This is a genomic window from Arthrobacter sp. B3I9 (assembly GCF_030816935.1).
In the GTDB taxonomy this organism is placed as follows: domain Bacteria; phylum Actinomycetota; class Actinomycetes; order Actinomycetales; family Micrococcaceae; genus Arthrobacter.
Genome location: NZ_JAUSYO010000001.1, coordinates 1,854,255 through 1,872,495 on the forward strand (window position 1 = coordinate 1,854,255; position 18,241 = coordinate 1,872,495).

Here is an 18,241-nt window from a genome sequence, read left to right on the forward strand (position 1 = left end):
AGTCCCGTTGTCGAGACGGTTCGTTCAGGCGAACATCAGTCGCGACGCTGGCGTGCCGGACCGGCCGCCATCCGCAGATCCACTGAAAGAAGTGCACGGCGCGTGTTCAATTCACTCTCTGACCGGTTGACAGCAACCTTCAAGAACCTCCGCGGCAAGGGCCGCCTCACTGAGGCGGATGTCGACGGCACGGTCCGCGAGATCCGGCGGGCCTTGCTGGACGCCGACGTTGCCGTGCCCGTGGTCCGCGAATTCACCGCCCGCGTACGGGAGCGGGCGCTCGGAGCCGAGGTCAACGCAGCACTGAACCCGGGCCAGCAGATCGTCAAGATCGTCAACGAGGAACTCGTCGAGATCCTCGGTGGCGAAACCCGCCGGATCCGGCTCGCCAAGAGCGGTCCCACTGTCATCATGCTCGCCGGCCTCCAGGGTGCCGGTAAGACCACGCTCGCCGGCAAGCTGTCCAAGCACCTCAAGGCCCAGGGCCACAGCCCCATGCTGGTCGCTTCCGACCTGCAGCGCCCCAACGCCGTGAACCAGCTCCAGATTGTCGGGCAGCGCGCCGGCGTGCCGGTGTTCGCCCCGCACCCGGGCGCCACCATCACCGAGCTCGAGCATCCGGCCGGTGACCCGGTCGCCGTCGCGCGTGCCGGCGTCGAGGAAGCACGCCGCACGCTGCACGACGTCGTGATCGTCGACACCGCCGGCCGTACCGGCGTCGACGCCGACATGATGGAACAGGCGCGCCAGATCCGCCGGGCCATCGTCCCCAACGAAGTCCTGTTCGTGATCGACTCGATGATCGGCCAGGACGCCGTCAACACGGCGCTGGCGTTCGATGAGGGCGTCAACTTCACCGGCATCGTGCTGTCCAAGCTCGACGGCGACGCCCGCGGCGGTGCCGCGCTGTCGGTCGCGTCGGTGACCGGCAAGCCGGTGATGTTCGCGTCCACCGGCGAGGGCCTGGATGACTTCGAGCTCTTCCACCCGGACCGCATGGCCTCGCGCATCCTCGACCTCGGTGACGTGCTCACCCTGATCGAACAGGCTGAAAAGTCCTGGGATAAGGATGAGGCCGCCCGGATGGCGAAGAAGTTCGCCGACCAGGAAGACTTCACCCTGGACGACTTCCTCGCCCAGATGCAGCAGATCCGCAACATGGGCTCGATGAAGAAGATGCTCATGATGATGCCGGGTGCGCAGAACATCCGGCAGCAGCTCGAACAGTTCGATGAGCGTGAAATTGACCGCGTCGAGGCCATCGTCCGGTCCATGACCCCGCACGAGCGCGTCGCGCCCAAGATCATCAACGGCTCCCGCCGGGCCCGCATCGCCCGCGGCTCGGGCGTGCACGTCTCCGAGGTCAACGGCCTGCTGGAGCGCTTCGGCCAGGCCCAGAAGATGATGAAGAAGATGGCGGCCGGCGGCGGAATGCCGGGGATGCCGGGGATGCCCGGGATGGGTGGAGGGGGAGCCCGCAAGGGTGCCAAGAATGCTCCCAAGAAAAAGGCCCGCTCGGGCAACCCGGCCAAAGCCGCGCAGGAGCTGAAGGAGGCGGAGGCGCGGCGTGCCGCCGGTGCCAAGGCCCTGCCCACGGGCGCCTCCTTCGGCCAGCAGGGCGGTGACTTCGATCCCTCCCAGCTGAACCTTCCCAAGGGCTTCGACAAGTTCCTCGGCGGCAGCAAGTAGGTACCGGGCCGCCGGGCCGGACGCCGGCGGCGCGCCGAACCGGGACGCGTCCGCACCCGGACGCGGCGAACCGGGACGCGTCCGCTATGTCGGGTCCCACCATTGACGGGCCTGTGCCCTAGGGTTGGAGCATGTTCAAGCAGCGCGTAATTTTCGTCCATGGGGCCGGCAGCTTCGGCGCCGCGGCGTGGCCGAAACAGCACGGAATGGCGCTCGACTATGACGCGCTGTTCCTGCGCAGGCATGGGTTTGACGCGGTCGCCGAGCCCGTGGAGTCCGACTTCGGCATCGACACCGCCATTGTGCTGGACGCCCTCGCCGACGACGGCCGGGGTGAGGCCGGGGGACACGTCGTGGCACATTCCCAGGGTGCCGTCGCGGCCATGATGGCCGCGGTCGAGCGGCCGGACCTGGTGCAGTCGCTCACCCTCGTTGAACCGGCCTGCCTCTCACTCACCGCGGAACTTCCTGCCACGGCCGCGCACCTGGCCATGATGCAGCCGCTCTTCGACGTCCGGCAGCATCTGGCGGACGACGATTTCCAGGCGGAGTACGTGCGCAGGGCCTTTGCGGCCTCGGGCCCGGCGGACGGCCCAAGTGCACCCTCCGCGGGACCGACCGTTGAACAACAGCGCGAGGCCAGGCGGCTGAGGCTGCAGGCACCCTCGTGGGAAGCACCCCTGCAGATCGTCCCCGGCGTGCCCACACTGGTCCTGACCGGCGGCTGGGAGCCGCTTTATGAGGAAATCGCCGGCTACCTTCGTGAGACCGGCGCCCTGCACCGCGTCGCGCCGGGCGGGCACCGGCCGCAGGATTCCAGCGAGGGCGACCGGGTCATCCGGTCCTTCATCGCCGACGTCGGCCGGCGCCGGCACGCCCAGGCGTCTTAGCCGGCTGCGGGTCCGCCAAGGGAAGGTTCCGGCAGGTAGACCTTGCCGCCCGAGGCGAGGAACTCGCTGCTCTTGGCCCGCATCCCGGCCGCCATGGAGGCCAGAGCGGCCTGCGAATCAGCAGAGCCGTATTCCTTGCGGATGTCCTGGCTGATCCGCATGGAACAGAACTTGGGCCCGCACATCGAGCAGAAATGCGCCGTCTTGGCCGGTTCCGCGGGCAGCGTCTCGTCGTGGAACGCTTCCGCCGTCACGGGGTCCAGCGACAACGCGAACTGGTCACGCCAGCGGAATTCAAAGCGGGCCTTGGACAGGGCATCATCGCGCTCGTGCGCCCCGGGGTGGCCCTTGGCCAGGTCGGCCGCATGGGCGGCGATCTTGTAGGTGATCACCCCGGTCTTCACGTCGTCCTTGTTCGGCAACCCCAGGTGCTCCTTGGGCGTGACGTAGCAAAGCATGGCGGTGCCGTACCGGGCGATCTCCGTAGCGCCGATCGCGGAGGTGATGTGGTCATAGCCGGGAGCGATGTCCGTCACCAGCGGTCCGAGCGTGTAAAAGGGGGCGCCCTTGCAAAGCTCCTGTTGCCGCTCGACATTCTCCCGGACCAGATGGAACGGGACATGCCCCGGGCCTTCCACCATGACCTGCACGTCGAACTCCCAGGCCCGCTGCGTCAGTTCGGCGAGGGTGTCCAGCTCGGCGAACTGCGCAGCATCGTTGGCGTCCGCCGTCGCTCCGGGCCGCAGGCCGTCGCCCAGTGAGAACGCGACGTCGTACTTGGCAAAAATCTCGCAGAGCTCGTCGAAGTGGGTGTACAGGAAGTTCTCCTCGTGGTGCGCCAGGCACCAGCCCGCCATGATGGAACCGCCGCGCGACACTATTCCGGTGACCCGGTTGGCGGTCAGAGGCACATAGCGCAGCAGCACCCCGGCGTGAATGGTCATGTAGTCCACGCCCTGCTCGCACTGTTCGATCACAGTGTCGCGGAAAATCTCCCACGTGAGTTCGTTCGCTTGACCGTTGACCTTCTCCAGGGCCTGGTAAATCGGGACGGTTCCGATGGGGACGGGGGAGTTGCGGATGATCCACTCCCTGGTGGTGTGGATGTCGTCCCCGGTGGAGAGGTCCATGACGGTGTCCGCGCCCCATTGCGTCGCCCACTGGAGTTTGTCGACTTCTTCGGCGATCGAACTGGTCACCGCCGAATTGCCGATGTTGGCGTTGATCTTCACCAGGAAGGCCTTCCCGATGATCATCGGCTCGGATTCGGGATGGTTGACGTTGCTGGGGATGATGGCGCGGCCCGCGGCCACCTCGCTGCGGACCAGCTCGACGTCACAATTCTCCCGCAGCGCCACGAACCGCATCTCCGGGGTGATGATCCCGTCCCGGGCGTAGCGCATCTGCGTCACCGTCCGGCCCTGGAGCGCGCGGCGCGGCACCGGGCGAAGCCCCCGCCACTCGGCGGAAGCGGCACCCCGGCGCACGGCGGATTTTCCGTCGTCGAGCAGGTCCCGCTGCCGGCCGGCATAGGGTTCGGTGTCCGCCCGGGCTTCGATCCATGGCGTACGGAGGGGCTCCAAACCCCGGACCGGATCGCTTCCAGGGCCCGCGGTGCGGTAGACCCGGAACGGGTCATTGCGGGCTCCTCCGGGGGAGTCCGCCAGGGCGATCTCGGTCACCGGAACGCGGATGCCGTGTTCTGGGTCGGTGGCGAAGGCCAGCGAGTGGGCCTTCAGTGACTGGGTGGTGCCCACGGCCTCATCCCGGACAGGCTGGTTTTGGACCGGCTGGTTTTGGACAGGGCTGTGCTGTGTCAATGGCGTATTCACGGAATACTCACTTCCTTCGCCGGCATTACCCGGACAGGTTCAACGGTCGCAGGCTGCTTCAGCCCGATCTCAGCCCCTGCAGGGGCACCCGTGTGGTCGTAGACGAAGCTACCACAGCGTGGCGGGCAGGCGCTGTCAGGGGCAGCAAAGCCTTGCGCCGGGCGGCCGGAACGTCCGGCGGATTAGGCTGGATGCATGAGCAGCATCATCGAGTTCAGCGGTCCCGTCCTCACCGGACCGGACCGGGAACGCCGCGGGCTCTGGTCCGTCGGCGGGATCCTGACGTCCCACCGTCCCGCCGCCGCGGCGGACCGCGTGCTGGACGGATGGGTCATCCCAGGACTGGTTGACGCGCACTGCCACATCGGCCTCGGCCCTGGCGGAGACGTTCCGGACGCGGTGGCCGAGGCGCAGGCACTCACCGACCGCGACGCCGGCACCCTGCTCGTGAGGGACGCCGGCGCCGTGCACGATACCCGCTGGCTGCAGCGCCGGGAAGACCTGCCGCGCATCATCCGCTCCGGCCGGCACATCGCGAGAACCCGGCGCTACCTCCGCGGGTTCGCCGTCGAAGTGGAGCCGGAGGATCTGGTGGAAGCCGTTCGCAAGCAGGCCCGGGCCGGCGACGGGTGGGTCAAGCTGGTGGGGGACTGGATCGACCGCGACGCCGGAGACCTCGCCCCCAGCTTTCCGGCCCGGGCGCTCAGGGACGCTGTGCAGGCGGCCCATGACGAGGGCGCAAGGGTCACGGCGCACTGCTTTGCGGAGGACACGCTGGACGACATGCTCGACGCCGGCATCGACTGCATCGAGCATGCGACCGGCCTGCTCCCGCGGCACCTGCCGCGCTTCGTGGAGCAAAGCGTGCCGGTCGTGCCCACGCTGATCAACATCGCAACCTTCCCGCAGATCGCGGCGCAGGCCGAGGCCAAATTCCCCCGCTACGCCGCCCACATGCGTTTGCTCTGGGAGCGCCGGGGCGAGCGGATTCAGGAGGCATACGAGGCGGGAGTACGGATCTACGCCGGAACGGATGCAGGCAGCGTCATCAAGCACGGGCGGATTGTCGATGAAGTCCTGGCGCTGCACTCGGCCGGACTTCCGGCTGCGGCCGCCCTCGACGCCGCGTCCTGGGCTGCACGGGCCTGGCTGGGCGCGGAGGCGATCAGCGAGGGCGCGAGTGCGGACCTGCTGGTCTGCGCAGAGGACCCGCGGAAGGATCTGGGTACGCTGCGCCGGCCCAGCCAGATCGTACTGCGGGGCAAACACATTCAAGGGAAGCAGCACGGCCATTAGGAATAAATTGAAGCTTCAAGTAATTTATCTCTAGGTAAGGTCATCGACGGTCGATGGCCCCTGAAGCACCCGGAGCGATCACATGACAGCAGAAGCCAGCACCCAGGACCTTCTTCCCGCCGACCTCACCATGGGCACCGTGATGCTCAAGGTCGGCGACATGAAGGTCATGACGGACTACTACCAGCGCGCCCTCGGCCTCGAGATCGTGGCCGAGCAGGACGGCGGGCTCTACCTGGGCCGCCGGCACAAACCGCTGGTCCACCTCGCCCCGGCGCCTGGCCTCGCCATCCCTTCCCGCGGTGAAGCCGGCCTCTTCCACACCGCCCTGCTGTTCGAGGACCAGCCGTCCCTCGCCGCCACCGTCGCCACTGCCGCCCAGTATGAGCCGCAGTCCTTCACCGGAAGCGCCGACCACCTCGTCAGCGAGGCCTTCTATTTCAGCGACCCTGAGGGCAACGGCATCGAGCTGTACTGGGACCGTCCCCGCGAGGCCTGGTCGTGGGAGGGGAAGAACGTGGTGATGGACAGCCTGGCCCTTCCGCCGCAGCGGTACCTCGAGACATTCCTCACCGAGGAATCCGTGACCGGGCAGCGCGAGGCGGAGGCCGGCGTCGGGCACGTCCACCTGCAGGTGGGGGACGTGCACTCGGCGCAGGAGTTCTACGTGGGGACGCTCGGCTTTGAAAAGACCGCAGGCTGGCACGGCCAGGCGCTCTTTGTGTCCGCAGGCGGCTACCACCACCACATGGCCATGAACGTATGGAACAGCCGCGGTGCCGGCCCCCGCAGGGACACGCTAGGACTCGGTGAGGTGCTGATCGAAGTACCCTCCGGCGACGACGTCGGAGCGCTCGCGGACCGCCTCCAGACCGCCGGCGTCCAGTCCCACCACACCGGCGCCGAACTGCGCTTCGAGGACCCGTGGCGCAACCGGATCCGCGTGGCTGTGCGCTGAGCTTGAACCAACGCTCGTCGCCGGACGGCAGGGAGCATGTCCAGCCCTGGTAGTCCGCCAATGGACATGCTCAACGGTCGTGGCCTGGATTGGACATGCTCAACGTTCCCGGCTGGGACCACGGGGCATGTCCAATGGTTGAGGCGTGGAATGGACATAGTGGCTGTATGTCCATTGGCTGCGGCCAGCGGAGGGCATGACCACCGGTGAAGCGTAGTCAGAGAGGGCATGCCCATCGGTCGCAGCCAAGGAAGAGCATGTCCGGTCGGCGAGGCATGGATTGGACATGCTCAACGTTCCCGGTGGGACCACGGGGCATGTCCAATGGTCGCGGCCCGGAATGGACATAGTGGCTGTATGTCCATTGGCGGCGGTCAACGGAGAGCATGTCCAGCGGGTGAGGCGTGGTCAGGGAGGGCATGCCCCTTGGTCGCGGCCAAGGGAGGGCATGTCCTGCGGGCAAAGCGCGTCCAAGGGAGCGCACGCCCCGTCGGAGCGCCGGCCGGGCTGGAGCGGCTAGGCTAAAGCGACGCTGAAAGCCGCGGCCCTGCGCCGCCAGACACCTAAGGACGAGTTCGATGGGATTCACCGAAGTCTTTGCCGCCACCCACGATGAAGCCCTCAAGCGCGCAGCCGACCTCGAAAGCGGCCGCCAAGCCGCACCCGGCGCCGTCCGGATCCCAGACATCAGCGACTTCGAGATCGAGCGGCTCGGCGATCTGGCCGGCGCCGCGGTGCACGCAGCGGGCGCCGACTATGAGCTCGCGATGGTGGATGTGTCCAGTGACTCGCTGCTGGGTGTTCCGGCCGCCATGGTCCGGGCCCTGGCGGAGCTGCTGAGCTACGAGACCGAAGGGGAAGGCGACATCCTGGCAGAGGTCTCCGAGAGCTGGGCAGCCGAGGAGGACATGCCCTTCGGTGCCGAGCAGGCCGGGCGCTACGTCCGGCAGCTCGCCGAGCTGGCCGCCGGCGTGGACCCCACCACGAAGGCCGGGTTGTACGTCTGGACCTCCTGAGGCCTAGGAGAAATCCGCCGAAAGAGCCCGCCGCGGGTGTCAAGTCGAAATCCCGCCGGTGATCTGGCACAATGGACAGGTACTCGATCTGCGTGGCCCCTCTCTCCACGTCCTGATCTTGTCCTTTTAGAACCCCCTAGTACGGCCCGCCCCACGGGTGCAGAACGCCGGGCTCGACCCCGTTTCAGAAACAGGAGTGACCACAAAAGTGGCCGTAAAGATTCGCCTTAAGCGCTTCGGTAAGATGCGCGCACCGTACTACCGCATCGTCGTCATGGACGCACGCTCCAAGCGTGATGGCCGTGCCATCGAAGAGATCGGCAAGTACCACCCGACCGAAGAGCCCTCGTACATCGAGGTCGACACGGACCGTGCCCAGTACTGGCTCGGCGTCGGCGCACAGCCGTCCGAGCAGGTTGCCGCGATCCTCAAGATCACCGGTGACTGGCAGAAGTTCAAGGGTCTCCCCGGCCAGGAGGGCACCTTGAAGACCAAGGCTCCCAAGGTTGCCTTCGTTGCCCCGGAAAAGGGTTCCGTGATCATCCCGGAAGCCATCACCAAGAAGGCCAAGAAGGACGAAGCAGCCGAGGCCCCCGCCGACGCAGCAGAGACCACCGAGGCCGAGTAACTTGCTGGCCGAAGCGCTCGAACACCTCGTCCGCGGGATCGTTGACAGTCCTGAGGATGTCAAGGTCAGTGCGAAGAACAACCGCCGCGGGGACACCCTCGAAGTGCGTGTTCATCAGGACGACCTCGGACGGGTGATCGGCCGCCAGGGCCGCACGGCGCGCGCTTTGCGCACTGTGATCGGGGCGCTGGCGGATGGCGAGGCCGTGAGGGTCGACGTCGTCGACACCGACCGCCGCCGGTAACGCTTCCAGCAGTACTTGTTTTTCGGTCCGGCCCCTTCACCAGATAATGGTGGAGGGGCCGGACTTTTTTCCCTCCAACTTTTTCCAGCAACGCAAAACCCGGAACAGAGGAACAGATGCAGCTTCAGGTGGCACGAATCGGTAAACCCCACGGCATCCGCGGCGAGGTGACCGTGCAGGTCCTGACCGACGCGCCGGAGGACCGCTTCGTTCCCGGCACCCAGTTCGTGGTGGAGCCTGCATCTGCAGGTCCGCTGACCGTGGAGAGTGCCCGCTGGAACAAGGACATATTGCTGCTTGCCTTCGAGGAGGTCGAGACCCGCAACGACGCGGAGACCCTCCGCGGGGCCAAGCTGTTCATCGAGACTGAGGAACTCGAGGACGACGACGATGACGAGGGCTGGTACGAGCACGAGCTCGTCGGCCTGGACGTCCGCGTCGGCGGGAACGTCGTCGGCAAGGTCTCCGCACTGCACACGCTCCCGGTCCAGGACCTGATCGTGGTCACCTCGAACGAGGGCAAGGAAATCCTCGTCCCGTTCGTGGAGCAGATCGTCCCTGAGGTCAACGTGGGCGAGGGTTTCATCCTTGTCACCCCGCCGGCGGGACTCTTCGAGATCAATGCCGACGAGGAAACACGGCCCGACGGCGGCAAAGCCGCTCCCGGAGACAACGCCTAAATGAGAATCGACGTCGTCAGCATCTTCCCGGAGTACCTCGCACCGCTGGAGCTCTCGCTGATCGGGAAGGCGCGCCAGGATGGCCTGCTGCAGCTGAACGTCCACGACCTGCGGACCTTCACCACGGACCGGCACCGGACTGTCGATGACACACCTTACGGTGGCGGCGCGGGCATGGTCATGAAGCCGGAACCCTGGGCGCAGGCACTGGCCGCCGTAGCCGCGGACAGGCCGGGCACTTCCGCGGCCAAGCCGGTCCTTATCGTTCCGTCCCCGGCCGGGGAGCGCTTCACCCAGGCCACGGCCCACGAGCTGGCGGAGGAAGAGCAGCTGGTGTTCGCCTGCGGACGCTACGAGGGCATCGACGAGCGCGTGATGGAATGGGCCGCCGAGCACTTCACCGTGCGCCCCATGAGCCTGGGGGACTACGTGCTCAACGGGGGCGAGGTGGCGGTCCTGGCGATGGTGGAGGCCATCGGCCGGCTGCTGCCCGGCGTCGTCGGCAACCCCGATTCCCTCGTGGAGGAATCCCACTCGGACGGGCTGCTGGAGTACCCCGTGTACACCAAGCCCTCGAGCTGGCGGGACCGCGACGTTCCGGCGGTGCTGCTGAGCGGCAACCACGGCAAGATCGCGCAGTGGCGCCGGCACGAGCAGTACCGGCGCACCGCGGAGCGGCGCCCTGACCTGCTGGCCGGGTTCGACGCCGGTGCGTTGCCCCGTGCGGACCGTGCGGCTTTCGCGGACCTCGGGTACGACGTCGTCGACGGGCGCCTTCACCGCCGCCCGGACGCCGGCGGCGGGCAGAACTAGCCGCCACCCTGTAGGAATTGGCTGGACGGGCCCGGATGTGGCAAAATTAGTCCTTGTGCCTGCTGGGTTCGAACCTGCCACAGGGGGAGCGCTACCAACAGCCTGGCACCCCGGTCCCGTCAAGTCCTGACGGCGCCGGATCACACGCTTTCGGCGGGAATTCCCGGGCCGCCAATCCGCACCCGGGCTTGGCCGCCGTGACCCAACGTGAATGACCTGTGGCGTTCACCAGGAGTGGATCAATGCATATCCTCGATTCCGTAGACGCAGCCTCGCTGCGCACCGATGTTCCGACGTTCCGCGCGGGTGACACCCTCAAGGTTCACGTCAACATCATCGAAGGCAAGAACTCCCGTATCCAGGTATTCCAGGGCTTCGTCCTGGGCCGCCAGGGCGATGGCCTCCGCGAAACCTTCACCGTCCGCAAGGTCTCCTTCGGCGTCGGCGTTGAGCGTACCTTCCCGGTGCACTCCCCGATCATCGACAAGATCGAGCTCGTATCCAAGGGTGACGTGCGCCGCGCCAAGCTGTACTACATGCGCAACCTCCGTGGCAAGGCCGCGAAGATCAAGGAAAAGCGCGACTTCCAGACCGCAAAGTAAGCCTGCCAGGCTTCCACCGCGGGTCCGAGGACCGTACCCGGTACGTCAGCCAGTCCGGCGCCGGAGCATCCGCAACAGCGCCACAGGATACGGATCATGGACCACACAAAACGCCAGCCCAGGAAACTAGGCTGGCGTTTTGCGTTGCTGGCGCTGGCCCTGGCCGTCGTGATCAGCGGGGTGGTCCGCTCGCTCTGGCTCGACGTGTACTTCATTCCGTCCGCGTCAATGGAGCCGCTGTTCCGCGAGGGCGACCGGATCCTGGTCTCCCGGACGGCGCTGCAGGCCGAGCCGATCCAGCGCGGCGACGTCGTTGTCTTCGACGGCCGCGGCTCGTTCGCCCCGCTCAACAGCGGCAACGGCCCTGCCCTCGACGTTCTTGCGGAGGCCGGGCGCTGGCTGGGCCTCACCGGCAGTGACAGCACCTACGTCAAGCGGGTTATCGGGCTCCCCGGCGACCACGTGGTGTGCTGTGACGACTCGGGCCGGCTCACAGTCAACGGCCAGCCTGTTGCGGAACCATACGTGTATGCCGGCGACGCCCCCAGCGAGCAAAACTTCAGCGTGACCGTCCCGGCCGGACGGCTGTGGCTAATGGGAGACCACCGCTCCATGTCCGCCGATTCGCGGAGCCTGCTGGGCGCTCCAGGCGGAGGGATGGTACCCCTGGAGCGGGTGGTCGGCCGGCCGGTACAGATCATCTGGCCGCTTGATAGATTTACAGCAGTACGACGGTCCGCTGCGGCCGCCGACACCACGACGAACGGACAGTAGATGCCGGAAACCGGACCCCGGATTCCCGAGCCGCGGGGGCAGGACCAGCCCCGCGTGACCTCCTCAGCGATTCCGACCACGGGGCAGCCCATGAGTGCGGAATACCACCGTGCGCCTGACGCCGGGACGGCGCCGCAGCACGTGACGGCCGCGCTTCCGCACGTCAACGCGGCCCCGCCGGACGTTCACGGGACCGAGCCCGAAATCCACGGGACGGAGCCGGCGGAGCGCCCGGAGTCGGCCCTGCCGGAGGTTCACGGAACCGAGCGCGAAATTCACGGGGCCGAGCGCGCGGAGGGGCCGGGCGCGGCTGCTTCTGCTCCCGCGTCCGCCGGGCACCGGACCGAGTCCGGGCCCGCCCATGCCGGTCCCGAGTCCAAGCGGGCCAAGAGGGCGCAGGCGAAGGAAGGCCACAGTCCTCTCTTCCTCTGGCTCAAGGAAGTGGCCACCGTGGTGGTTGTGGCCATCGTGCTGTCCTTCCTGATCAAGACTTTCCTGTTCCGGGCGTTCTACATCCCGTCGGAATCCATGGTCAACACGCTCGACGTGAACGACCGCATCTTCGTGAACCTCCTCGTGCCGGAGCCGATTGCACTCCAGCGCGGCGACGTCGTCGTCTTCAAGGACACCAAGGGCTGGCTCGCCCCGGCCGAGGAAAAGCCGAACGGGCCCTTCACTTGGGTGCAGGACGGACTGACGTTCGTCGGCCTGCTGCCGGACAACTCCGAACAGCACTTGGTCAAGCGGGTCATCGGGCTGCCCGGCGACCATGTCGTCTGCTGCGACGCCGACGGCGAACTGACGGTCAATGGGGCACCGCTGGCGGAGAAGTACGTCAACGCCGCCGAGACGCCGATGGTGCGGGAGTTCGACGTCGTCGTTCCCGCCGGGAAGGTCTGGGTCATGGGGGACAACCGGAACCACTCCGCGGACTCGCGCGCCCACCTGGACACCAACGGCGGCTTCGTCGACGAGGCGGACATCGAGGGCAAAGCGGCCGTCATCGCCTGGCCGCTGAACCGCATCACGTCCCTGGACAACTATCCGGACGTCTTTCGCAACGTTCCCGTGCCCTCTGGCAAATAGCGTCTGCAGGTAGTGACTGTTTATGTCTGAAGCACCAACCCTCGACTACGAACGCCGGTTCCGCGGCTCCGGTGCCCGGCTCCTCGCCGGCATCGATGAGGTGGGCCGCGGTGCCCTGGCGGGGCCGGTCAGCGTGGGCATCGCCGTCGTGGACCTGTGGAAGCCGAAGCTCCTGGCGGATGTCCGCGATAGCAAGCTCCTCAAGGTGGCGGACCGGGAACGTCTCGTTCCGCTGGTCCGGACCTGGAGCGTTGCCTCCGCCGTCGGGCATGCCTCGGCGGGGGAGATCGACGCCCTCGGGATCATCGGTGCCCTGCGGCTCGCCGGGACCCGCGCCTGGCTTGCGGTTCTGGCCTCCGGCGTGACGCCCGACGTCGTGCTGCTGGACGGCAGCCACAACTGGCTCTCCCCGGCGTCCCAACCCTCGCTGTTCGACGACGGTCCTGCGGAGGCCGGTTGCGACGCGCCGGTGCACACCCTCGTCAAAGCCGACATGCAGTGCCTCAGCGTGGCGGCGGCGAGCATACTTGCCAAGGTTGAGCGTGATGACCAGATGCGCCAGCTGCACACGGAGTACCCTGCCTTTGGTTGGGATGAGAATAAGGGCTACGGCACCGCAGCGCACAAGGACGCGCTACGGGCTGCCGGGCCCACGCCGTACCACCGGGTGAGCTGGCAGCTCCTCTAGCCGTCGGGCGGGCCGGCCGCAAGCATTTGGGCGGGCAGGGCGCTAGCATTTGGGCGGGCAGGGCGCCGTGGCGCGAGCCGGGTGCCGGATGGTGCAAGATGGAACCATGAGTGCCGAGGACCTTGAAAACTATGAGACCGACATGGAGCTCCAGCTCTACCGCGAATACCGCGACGTCGTCGGGTTGTTCAGCTATGTGGTCGAGACCGAGCGGCGTTTCTATCTAGCCAACCACGTGGACCTGCAGGCCCGCAGCGCAGACGGGGAGGTCTACTTCGACTTGACCCTGCAGGACGCCTGGGTGTGGGACGTCTACCGCTCCGCCCGTTTCGTCAAGAGTGTCCGCGTCATCACCTTCAAGGACGTCAACGTCGAGGAGCTCCCGCGCAGTGAGGAACTGGCCCTGCCGAAGGTCGACGACCTCGGAAACTGATTTCCGCCCTTAGCCACTCCCGTAACTGAAGTTACCCACATAGGCCAACGCGCCCCTGTGGCGTGGGCCTTCTCCTGCCGCACGCTGGTTCCATGAGAGCAAAGGACCTGTTGGGCCGGCGCGGCGAGGAACTCGCGGCCGAGTACCTTGAAGCCCAGGGCATGCTGATCGTGGACCGCAACTGGCGGTGTCGCGAGGGCGAGATCGACATCGTGGCACTGGACGGCGATGCGCTGGTGATCGCTGAGGTCAAAACCCGACGGTCGCTCGCCTACGGGCATCCCTTCGAGGCCGTTGGGGTGGATAAGCTCGCCCGCCTGCACCGGCTCGGCTCGGCCTGGTGCCGGGACCATGAGCTGCGGATGCCGTTGCGCCGGGTCGATGTGGTTGCCGTGGTCGACAATGGCATCGGCAACCCGGACGTGGAACACCTCAAGGGGGTGGGGTAGGTGGCGTTGGGCCGGTCCTATTCGGTGGCCCTCGTCGGACTCAACGGGTACATCGTGGAAGTCGAGGCCGACATCGGCCAGACCCTGCCGGCGTTCATCATTCTAGGGTTGCCCGACGCCTCGCTGAACGAGGCTAAGGAACGGATCCGCTCGGCGGCCCAGAACTCCGGTATTCCGCTGAGCCGACGGAAAATCACGGCCAACCTGATCCCGGCATCGCTGCCCAAGCGTGGTTCAGGCTTTGACCTGGCCATCGCCATGGCCGCGTTGTTGGCTTCCAATGATGTCCGCTCAACGGGGCGTACGGTCTTCATTGCCGAACTGGGCCTCGATGGAAGGCTGCGGCCCGTTCGGGGAGTACTGCCGGCGGTCATGGCCGCCGTGCGGGCCGGATACCCGGACATTGTCGTGGCAAGGTCCAACGCCGCGGAGGCCGAACTGGTCCCCGGCGCCCGGGTGCGGGGATACTCGACCCTCGCCCGCCTGGCGTTCGACTTCGGCGCCGACCCGCAGGATCTGGCCCTCGGCTTCGAACCCGGGCCTGAGGACGATGACGTGGAAGCCGGCACCGGGACAATCTCCGCTGTGCCGCCGGACATGCGGGACGTGTCCGGCCAAACAGAGGCCCGCAAGGCCCTGGAGGTTGCCGCGGCCGGGGCGCATCACCTCCTCCTGACGGGGCCGCCTGGCGCGGGCAAAACAATGCTGGCCGAGCGGCTCCCGGGACTCCTGCCGGACCTTGGCGACACCGAAGCGATGGAAGTAACCGCCATCCATTCCCTCTGCGCGCTTACCTCCGCATCCGTGCAGCTGCTGCGGCGGCCGCCGTACGAGAATCCGCACCACACGGCAACATCGGCCGCGATCATCGGCGGCGGGTCCGGGCTGCCCCGGCCCGGAGCGGCGTCCCGCGCCCACCGCGGCGTGCTGTTTCTCGATGAAGCCCCTGAGTATGAGCGCCGGGTGCTTGATGCGCTCCGGCAGCCGCTGGAAAGCGGTGAGCTGGTGATCCACCGGTCCGCAGGCACGGCGGCATATCCTGCCCGTTTCCAGCTGGTGCTCGCGGCCAACCCTTGTCCCTGCGGCAAAGCTTCGGGGAAAGGGCTGGACTGCACCTGCACTCCAACGGTGCGCCGGCGCTATCTGTCGCGCCTGTCGGGTCCGCTGCTGGACCGCGTGGACATCCAGCTCGAAGTGGAGCGGGTATCGCTGGCCGACTTCGGCCAGCCGGGTTCAGAGGAGGACTCCGCAACAGTCGCCCAGCGGGTCGCGGCCGCAAGAAAGCGCCAGCTGGGGAGGCTGGTCCCATTCGGATTTGAGACCAACGCCCAGGTCCCCGGCAGATTGCTGAGGGGAACCCTACGGTTGGGGCCACCAACCACACGCATCCTGGACCGCGCCTTGGAGCGCGGCGTCCTGACGGCCCGCGGCTACGACCGCGTCCTCCGTCTGGCATGGACACTTGCTGACCTGGCCGGGCGGGACCTTCCCGACGCCGACGACATCGGCCAGGCACTCAGCCTTCGGCAGGCAACCGCTCCCGCCTAGCGGCACCGGGAGCAGCGAAGACGTCCTCTTTGCCCCAGGCGCCGCACGTACATGACGCCGCAGATGCAGGACGTCGCCCGCCCAAGCCGCCGCTCACACCTGCGGAACGATCAGCTTTTGGAAAGGACACCATAAATGGAGGCCGAAAGGAGAGCCAGGGCTGCGTTGTCCCGGCTGTTCGAGCCGCAGGACGCCGCCGGACTGGCGCTCGTGCAGGTGGCGGGGGCGGAGGACGCGCTGCGAATCGCAATAGGCGAGCTTGCCGCCGGCCCGGAGATAGAGGAGGAGATATCCCGCGTGCTGGCGGACAGCGAGTCCGGCGGCTGGAACGGGCTGGCCACCGTTCGGATGCGTTGGGTTCCCCGGATTCCCGACCTCGCGCCGGACCGGGACCTGGCTACGATGCAACGGCTGGGCGGGCGCATGCTCATTCCCTCTGACGAACTTTGGCCCCGGCAGCTCGCGGACCTCGGCCTCCAGGAACCGATCTGCCTCTGGTGGCGCGGCGTCGAGCAGCCACTGCCGCCGGCGTCCAGTGCCATCGCCCTGGTGGGTTCAAGGGACAGCACCTCCTATGGATCATCCGTCACGGGAGACCTCGCGTACTCGCTCGCGCAGCGAGGGTTTACGATCATCTCCGGAGGGGCCTACGGCATCGATGCCCACGCCCATCGGGCGGCCTTGGCCGGAAGCGGCGGGGGCGTTCCCACGATCGCCGTGATGGCCGGGGGAGTGGACCGTTTCTATCCTTCCGGAAACGAGGACCTTCTGCGGGCCGTGGCAAACCAAGGAGCAGTTCTCGCCGAGGTCCCGCCCGGGTCGGCGCCCACCCGTTACAGGTTCCTGCAGAGAAACCGACTCATCGCGGCGCTGGCATCCGTCACGGTAGTGGTTGAAGCCCGCTGGAGATCCGGTGCCCTCAACACGGCCCACCACGCTGAAACCCTCGGCCGCGCCGTCGGTGCTGTGCCCGGATCCGTGCACAGCGCCAACTCAGCGGGATGCCACCGGCTGCTCCGGGAAGGCGGTGCAGTCTGCGTCACCGACGCAGGTGAGGTCGCCGAACTTGCGTCTCCAAGCGGGGAATCGCTCCCGGCGCCCAAGACGGGCAGGGCGGAAGTCCAGGACGGGCTGACGTTGGAGGACCTGATTCTGCTGGATGCCCTTCCGCTGCGGGCCACCAGCACGGTTGAGAAGCTTGCGACAGTGGCGGGACTGAGTGCAGACTCGGTCCGTGCCGGGCTCGGCAGGCTCGGACTGCTGGGGCTGGCGGAGTCGTACCGGGGCGGCTGGAAACGGTCGGGAAAGGGTGGGTGAGAGGATGCTCGGCGGTAGACGCCCTGATGCCGGGAGCCATGCCACGCCACGGCTCGCCGGTGGCCTCCTTGATCGGACGGCGAATCCTGCGACAGTAGAGGTGTGCCATCTCAGGAACTCCCGGCCCCGCTGGCCACCGCCGCCGAGGGCTTCGCCCGCTATCTGGAAGCGGAACGGGGCCGTTCCGTCCATACCGTGCGGGCCTACGTCTCCGACGTTGAAAGCCTCCTGGGCTTCGCGGCTTCGGAGGGCGTGGCGGATCTTCCCGGGTTGGAGCTTGGCACCCTGCGGCGCTGGCTCGGCGCCCAGAGCGAAGCAGGCATGTCCCGTGCCACCCTGGGCCGGCGCTCCGCCACCGCCCGGGCCTTCACTGCCTGGGCACTCCGTGAGGACCTGATCGACTCCGACCCGGCGCTCCGGTTGAAGGCGCCCAGACGGGAGAAGTCGCTGCCCGGCGTGCTCCATCAGGGACAAGTGCTCCGGCTGGTGGAGGGGGCGGAATCCGCGGCCGTCGAGGGCGGTCCGCTGCCGTTGCGGAACCGGGCCATGGTTGAGCTGCTGTACGCCACCGGTGTACGGGTCGGTGAGCTGGCCGGCCTGGACGTCGATGACCTGGACCCGGACCGGCGGACCCTGCGTGTGCTCGGCAAGGGCAACAAAGAACGTACCGTGCCCTACGGCCTGCCGGCGGCACTGGCGTTGGACGACTGGCTGCGCCGTGGCCGGCCCGCCCTCGCCACCGGAACGTCCGGACCCGCCCTGTTTCTCGGTGCCCGCGGCAACCGGGTGGACCAGCGCCAGGTCCGCAGCGTCGTGCGGGGCCTCCTCGAGGGCTTGGGGGACACCTCCGCAACCGGACCGCACGCCCTGCGCCACTCGGCAGCCACGCACCTGCTCGACGGCGGCGCAGACCTCCGCGCGGTGCAGGAGATCCTGGGCCATAGCAGCCTCGCAACCACGCAGATCTACACCCACGTCTCCGTCGACCGGCTCCGGAAGAGTTATCTGCAGGCGCACCCGAGGGCCTGACGCCCGGTGCACAAGCGGCCGGCCGTCGGCCGCGCGGTAATTGTGACGCCAATCGACACCGCCCGGCGCGCCGCGAAAAGACTCGCCGAATCTCACTGGCGTAATTAGGTGGGGTACGGCACAATGGGAACCACGCCCGGCAACTCTCAACTGTAGCTTGAAGCTCTCCAGCCTCACGCCTCCACCGAGAAGCCGGTCAGCAACTTAATAGTCTGGCAGGATCACCGGCACAATTACGGACCGCGCAACAGGCAGACATCCAGGCAGAG

At 67.4% G+C, this 18,241-nt stretch carries 19 protein-coding genes and 1 riboswitch; of the genes, 18 read left to right on the forward strand and 1 reads right to left on the reverse strand.

Annotated features, from left to right (window positions below; all coding sequences use genetic code 11):
* Positions 1–102 precede the first annotated feature (102 nt).
* Together ffh and QFZ65_RS08675 are read left to right on the forward strand one after the other, a co-directional pair.
* Positions 103–1,689, forward strand: coding sequence for a signal recognition particle protein (gene ffh, locus QFZ65_RS08670; RefSeq protein ID WP_306909724.1), 1,587 nt, complete (start codon positions 103–105; stop codon positions 1,687–1,689).
* Between the two features lie 131 nt (positions 1,690–1,820).
* The gene (locus QFZ65_RS08675) at positions 1,821–2,579 is read left to right on the forward strand and encodes an alpha/beta fold hydrolase (protein WP_306909725.1); all 759 of its coding nucleotides are present in this window, start codon (positions 1,821–1,823) and stop codon (positions 2,577–2,579) included.
* Here QFZ65_RS08675 and thiC read toward each other — a convergent pair.
* Positions 2,576–4,411, reverse strand: coding sequence for a phosphomethylpyrimidine synthase ThiC (thiC, locus tag QFZ65_RS08680; protein ID WP_373427572.1), 1,836 nt, complete (start codon positions 4,409–4,411; stop codon positions 2,576–2,578). The genes QFZ65_RS08675 and thiC overlap by 4 nt on opposite strands.
* Positions 4,406–4,513, reverse strand: a riboswitch (TPP riboswitch). It overlaps the preceding gene by 6 nt.
* Before the next feature lie 93 nt (positions 4,514–4,606).
* Here thiC and QFZ65_RS08685 point away from each other — a divergent pair.
* From QFZ65_RS08685 to QFZ65_RS08760, 16 genes are all read left to right on the forward strand, one after another.
* Positions 4,607–5,707 (forward strand): amidohydrolase family protein, encoded by a 1,101-nt coding sequence (locus QFZ65_RS08685; protein ID WP_306909727.1) that lies wholly within the window; start codon positions 4,607–4,609, stop codon positions 5,705–5,707.
* Between the two features lie 82 nt (positions 5,708–5,789).
* A complete protein-coding gene (locus tag QFZ65_RS08690; RefSeq protein WP_306909728.1) occupies positions 5,790–6,665 on the forward strand; it encodes a VOC family protein in 876 nt (291 codons plus the stop codon).
* A 578-nt stretch (positions 6,666–7,243) separates the two neighbouring features.
* The gene (locus QFZ65_RS08695) at positions 7,244–7,681 is read left to right on the forward strand and encodes a hypothetical protein (RefSeq protein WP_306909729.1); all 438 of its coding nucleotides are present in this window, start codon (positions 7,244–7,246) and stop codon (positions 7,679–7,681) included.
* Positions 7,682–7,889: 208 nt separating this feature from the next.
* Positions 7,890–8,309, forward strand: a complete 420-nt coding sequence (gene rpsP / locus QFZ65_RS08700; RefSeq protein WP_306909730.1) for a 30S ribosomal protein S16 — start codon at positions 7,890–7,892, stop codon at positions 8,307–8,309.
* A 1-nt stretch (position 8,310) separates the two neighbouring features.
* Entirely contained in the window at positions 8,311–8,553 is a 243-nt protein-coding gene (locus QFZ65_RS08705; RefSeq protein ID WP_306909731.1) for an RNA-binding protein, read from the forward strand.
* A gap of 116 nt (positions 8,554–8,669) precedes the next feature.
* A complete protein-coding gene (gene rimM / locus QFZ65_RS08710) occupies positions 8,670–9,233 on the forward strand; it encodes a ribosome maturation factor RimM (RefSeq protein WP_306909732.1) in 564 nt (187 codons plus the stop codon).
* The gene (gene trmD, locus QFZ65_RS08715; RefSeq protein ID WP_306909733.1) at positions 9,234–10,046 is read left to right on the forward strand and encodes a tRNA (guanosine(37)-N1)-methyltransferase TrmD; all 813 of its coding nucleotides are present in this window, start codon (positions 9,234–9,236) and stop codon (positions 10,044–10,046) included.
* Between the two features lie 242 nt (positions 10,047–10,288).
* Positions 10,289–10,648, forward strand: coding sequence for a 50S ribosomal protein L19 (rplS, locus tag QFZ65_RS08720; protein WP_306909734.1), 360 nt, complete (start codon positions 10,289–10,291; stop codon positions 10,646–10,648).
* A gap of 96 nt (positions 10,649–10,744) precedes the next feature.
* Positions 10,745–11,422 carry a signal peptidase I gene (lepB, locus tag QFZ65_RS08725; protein ID WP_306909735.1) on the forward strand — a complete coding sequence of 226 codons (678 nt, stop codon included), beginning with the start codon at positions 10,745–10,747 and terminating at the stop codon, positions 11,420–11,422.
* Between the two features lie 54 nt (positions 11,423–11,476).
* Positions 11,477–12,508 carry a signal peptidase I gene (lepB, locus tag QFZ65_RS08730; RefSeq protein WP_306909736.1) on the forward strand — a complete coding sequence of 344 codons (1,032 nt, stop codon included), beginning with the start codon at positions 11,477–11,479 and terminating at the stop codon, positions 12,506–12,508.
* Positions 12,509–12,530: 22 nt separating this feature from the next.
* Positions 12,531–13,196 (forward strand): ribonuclease HII, encoded by a 666-nt coding sequence (locus QFZ65_RS08735; RefSeq protein WP_306909737.1) that lies wholly within the window; start codon positions 12,531–12,533, stop codon positions 13,194–13,196.
* A 106-nt stretch (positions 13,197–13,302) separates the two neighbouring features.
* Positions 13,303–13,629, forward strand: coding sequence for a DUF2469 domain-containing protein (locus QFZ65_RS08740; RefSeq protein WP_306909738.1), 327 nt, complete (start codon positions 13,303–13,305; stop codon positions 13,627–13,629).
* 92 nt (positions 13,630–13,721) lie between these two features.
* Positions 13,722–14,078: a YraN family protein gene (locus QFZ65_RS08745; RefSeq protein WP_306909739.1), complete on the forward strand. Its 357-nt coding sequence runs from the start codon at positions 13,722–13,724 to the stop codon at positions 14,076–14,078.
* Positions 14,079–15,626 carry a YifB family Mg chelatase-like AAA ATPase gene (locus QFZ65_RS08750; protein WP_306909740.1) on the forward strand — a complete coding sequence of 516 codons (1,548 nt, stop codon included), beginning with the start codon at positions 14,079–14,081 and terminating at the stop codon, positions 15,624–15,626.
* 135 nt (positions 15,627–15,761) lie between these two features.
* On the forward strand, positions 15,762–16,943 hold the full coding sequence (dprA, locus tag QFZ65_RS08755) for a DNA-processing protein DprA (RefSeq protein ID WP_306909741.1): 1,182 nt from the start codon (positions 15,762–15,764) through the stop codon (positions 16,941–16,943).
* A 102-nt stretch (positions 16,944–17,045) separates the two neighbouring features.
* Positions 17,046–17,972: a tyrosine recombinase XerC gene (locus tag QFZ65_RS08760; protein ID WP_306909742.1), complete on the forward strand. Its 927-nt coding sequence runs from the start codon at positions 17,046–17,048 to the stop codon at positions 17,970–17,972.
* The last annotated feature ends 269 nt before the right edge of the window (positions 17,973–18,241 follow it).

Coding starts and splice junctions, on each gene's coding strand:
- QFZ65_RS08675 (WP_306909725.1), top strand. CDS start 1,821: ATGTTCAAGCAGCGCGTAATTTTCGTCCATGGGGCCGGCAGCTTCGGC.
- QFZ65_RS08685 (WP_306909727.1), top strand. CDS start 4,607: ATGAGCAGCATCATCGAGTTCAGCGGTCCCGTCCTCACCGGACCGGAC.
- QFZ65_RS08690 (WP_306909728.1), top strand. CDS start 5,790: ATGACAGCAGAAGCCAGCACCCAGGACCTTCTTCCCGCCGACCTCACC.
- QFZ65_RS08695 (WP_306909729.1), top strand. CDS start 7,244: ATGGGATTCACCGAAGTCTTTGCCGCCACCCACGATGAAGCCCTCAAG.
- rimM (WP_306909732.1), top strand. CDS start 8,670: ATGCAGCTTCAGGTGGCACGAATCGGTAAACCCCACGGCATCCGCGGC.
- trmD (WP_306909733.1), top strand. CDS start 9,234: ATGAGAATCGACGTCGTCAGCATCTTCCCGGAGTACCTCGCACCGCTG.
- rplS (WP_306909734.1), top strand. CDS start 10,289: ATGCATATCCTCGATTCCGTAGACGCAGCCTCGCTGCGCACCGATGTT.
- lepB (WP_306909735.1), top strand. CDS start 10,745: ATGGACCACACAAAACGCCAGCCCAGGAAACTAGGCTGGCGTTTTGCG.
- QFZ65_RS08735 (WP_306909737.1), top strand. CDS start 12,531: ATGTCTGAAGCACCAACCCTCGACTACGAACGCCGGTTCCGCGGCTCC.
- QFZ65_RS08740 (WP_306909738.1), top strand. CDS start 13,303: ATGAGTGCCGAGGACCTTGAAAACTATGAGACCGACATGGAGCTCCAG.
- QFZ65_RS08745 (WP_306909739.1), top strand. CDS start 13,722: ATGAGAGCAAAGGACCTGTTGGGCCGGCGCGGCGAGGAACTCGCGGCC.
- dprA (WP_306909741.1), top strand. CDS start 15,762: ATGGAGGCCGAAAGGAGAGCCAGGGCTGCGTTGTCCCGGCTGTTCGAG.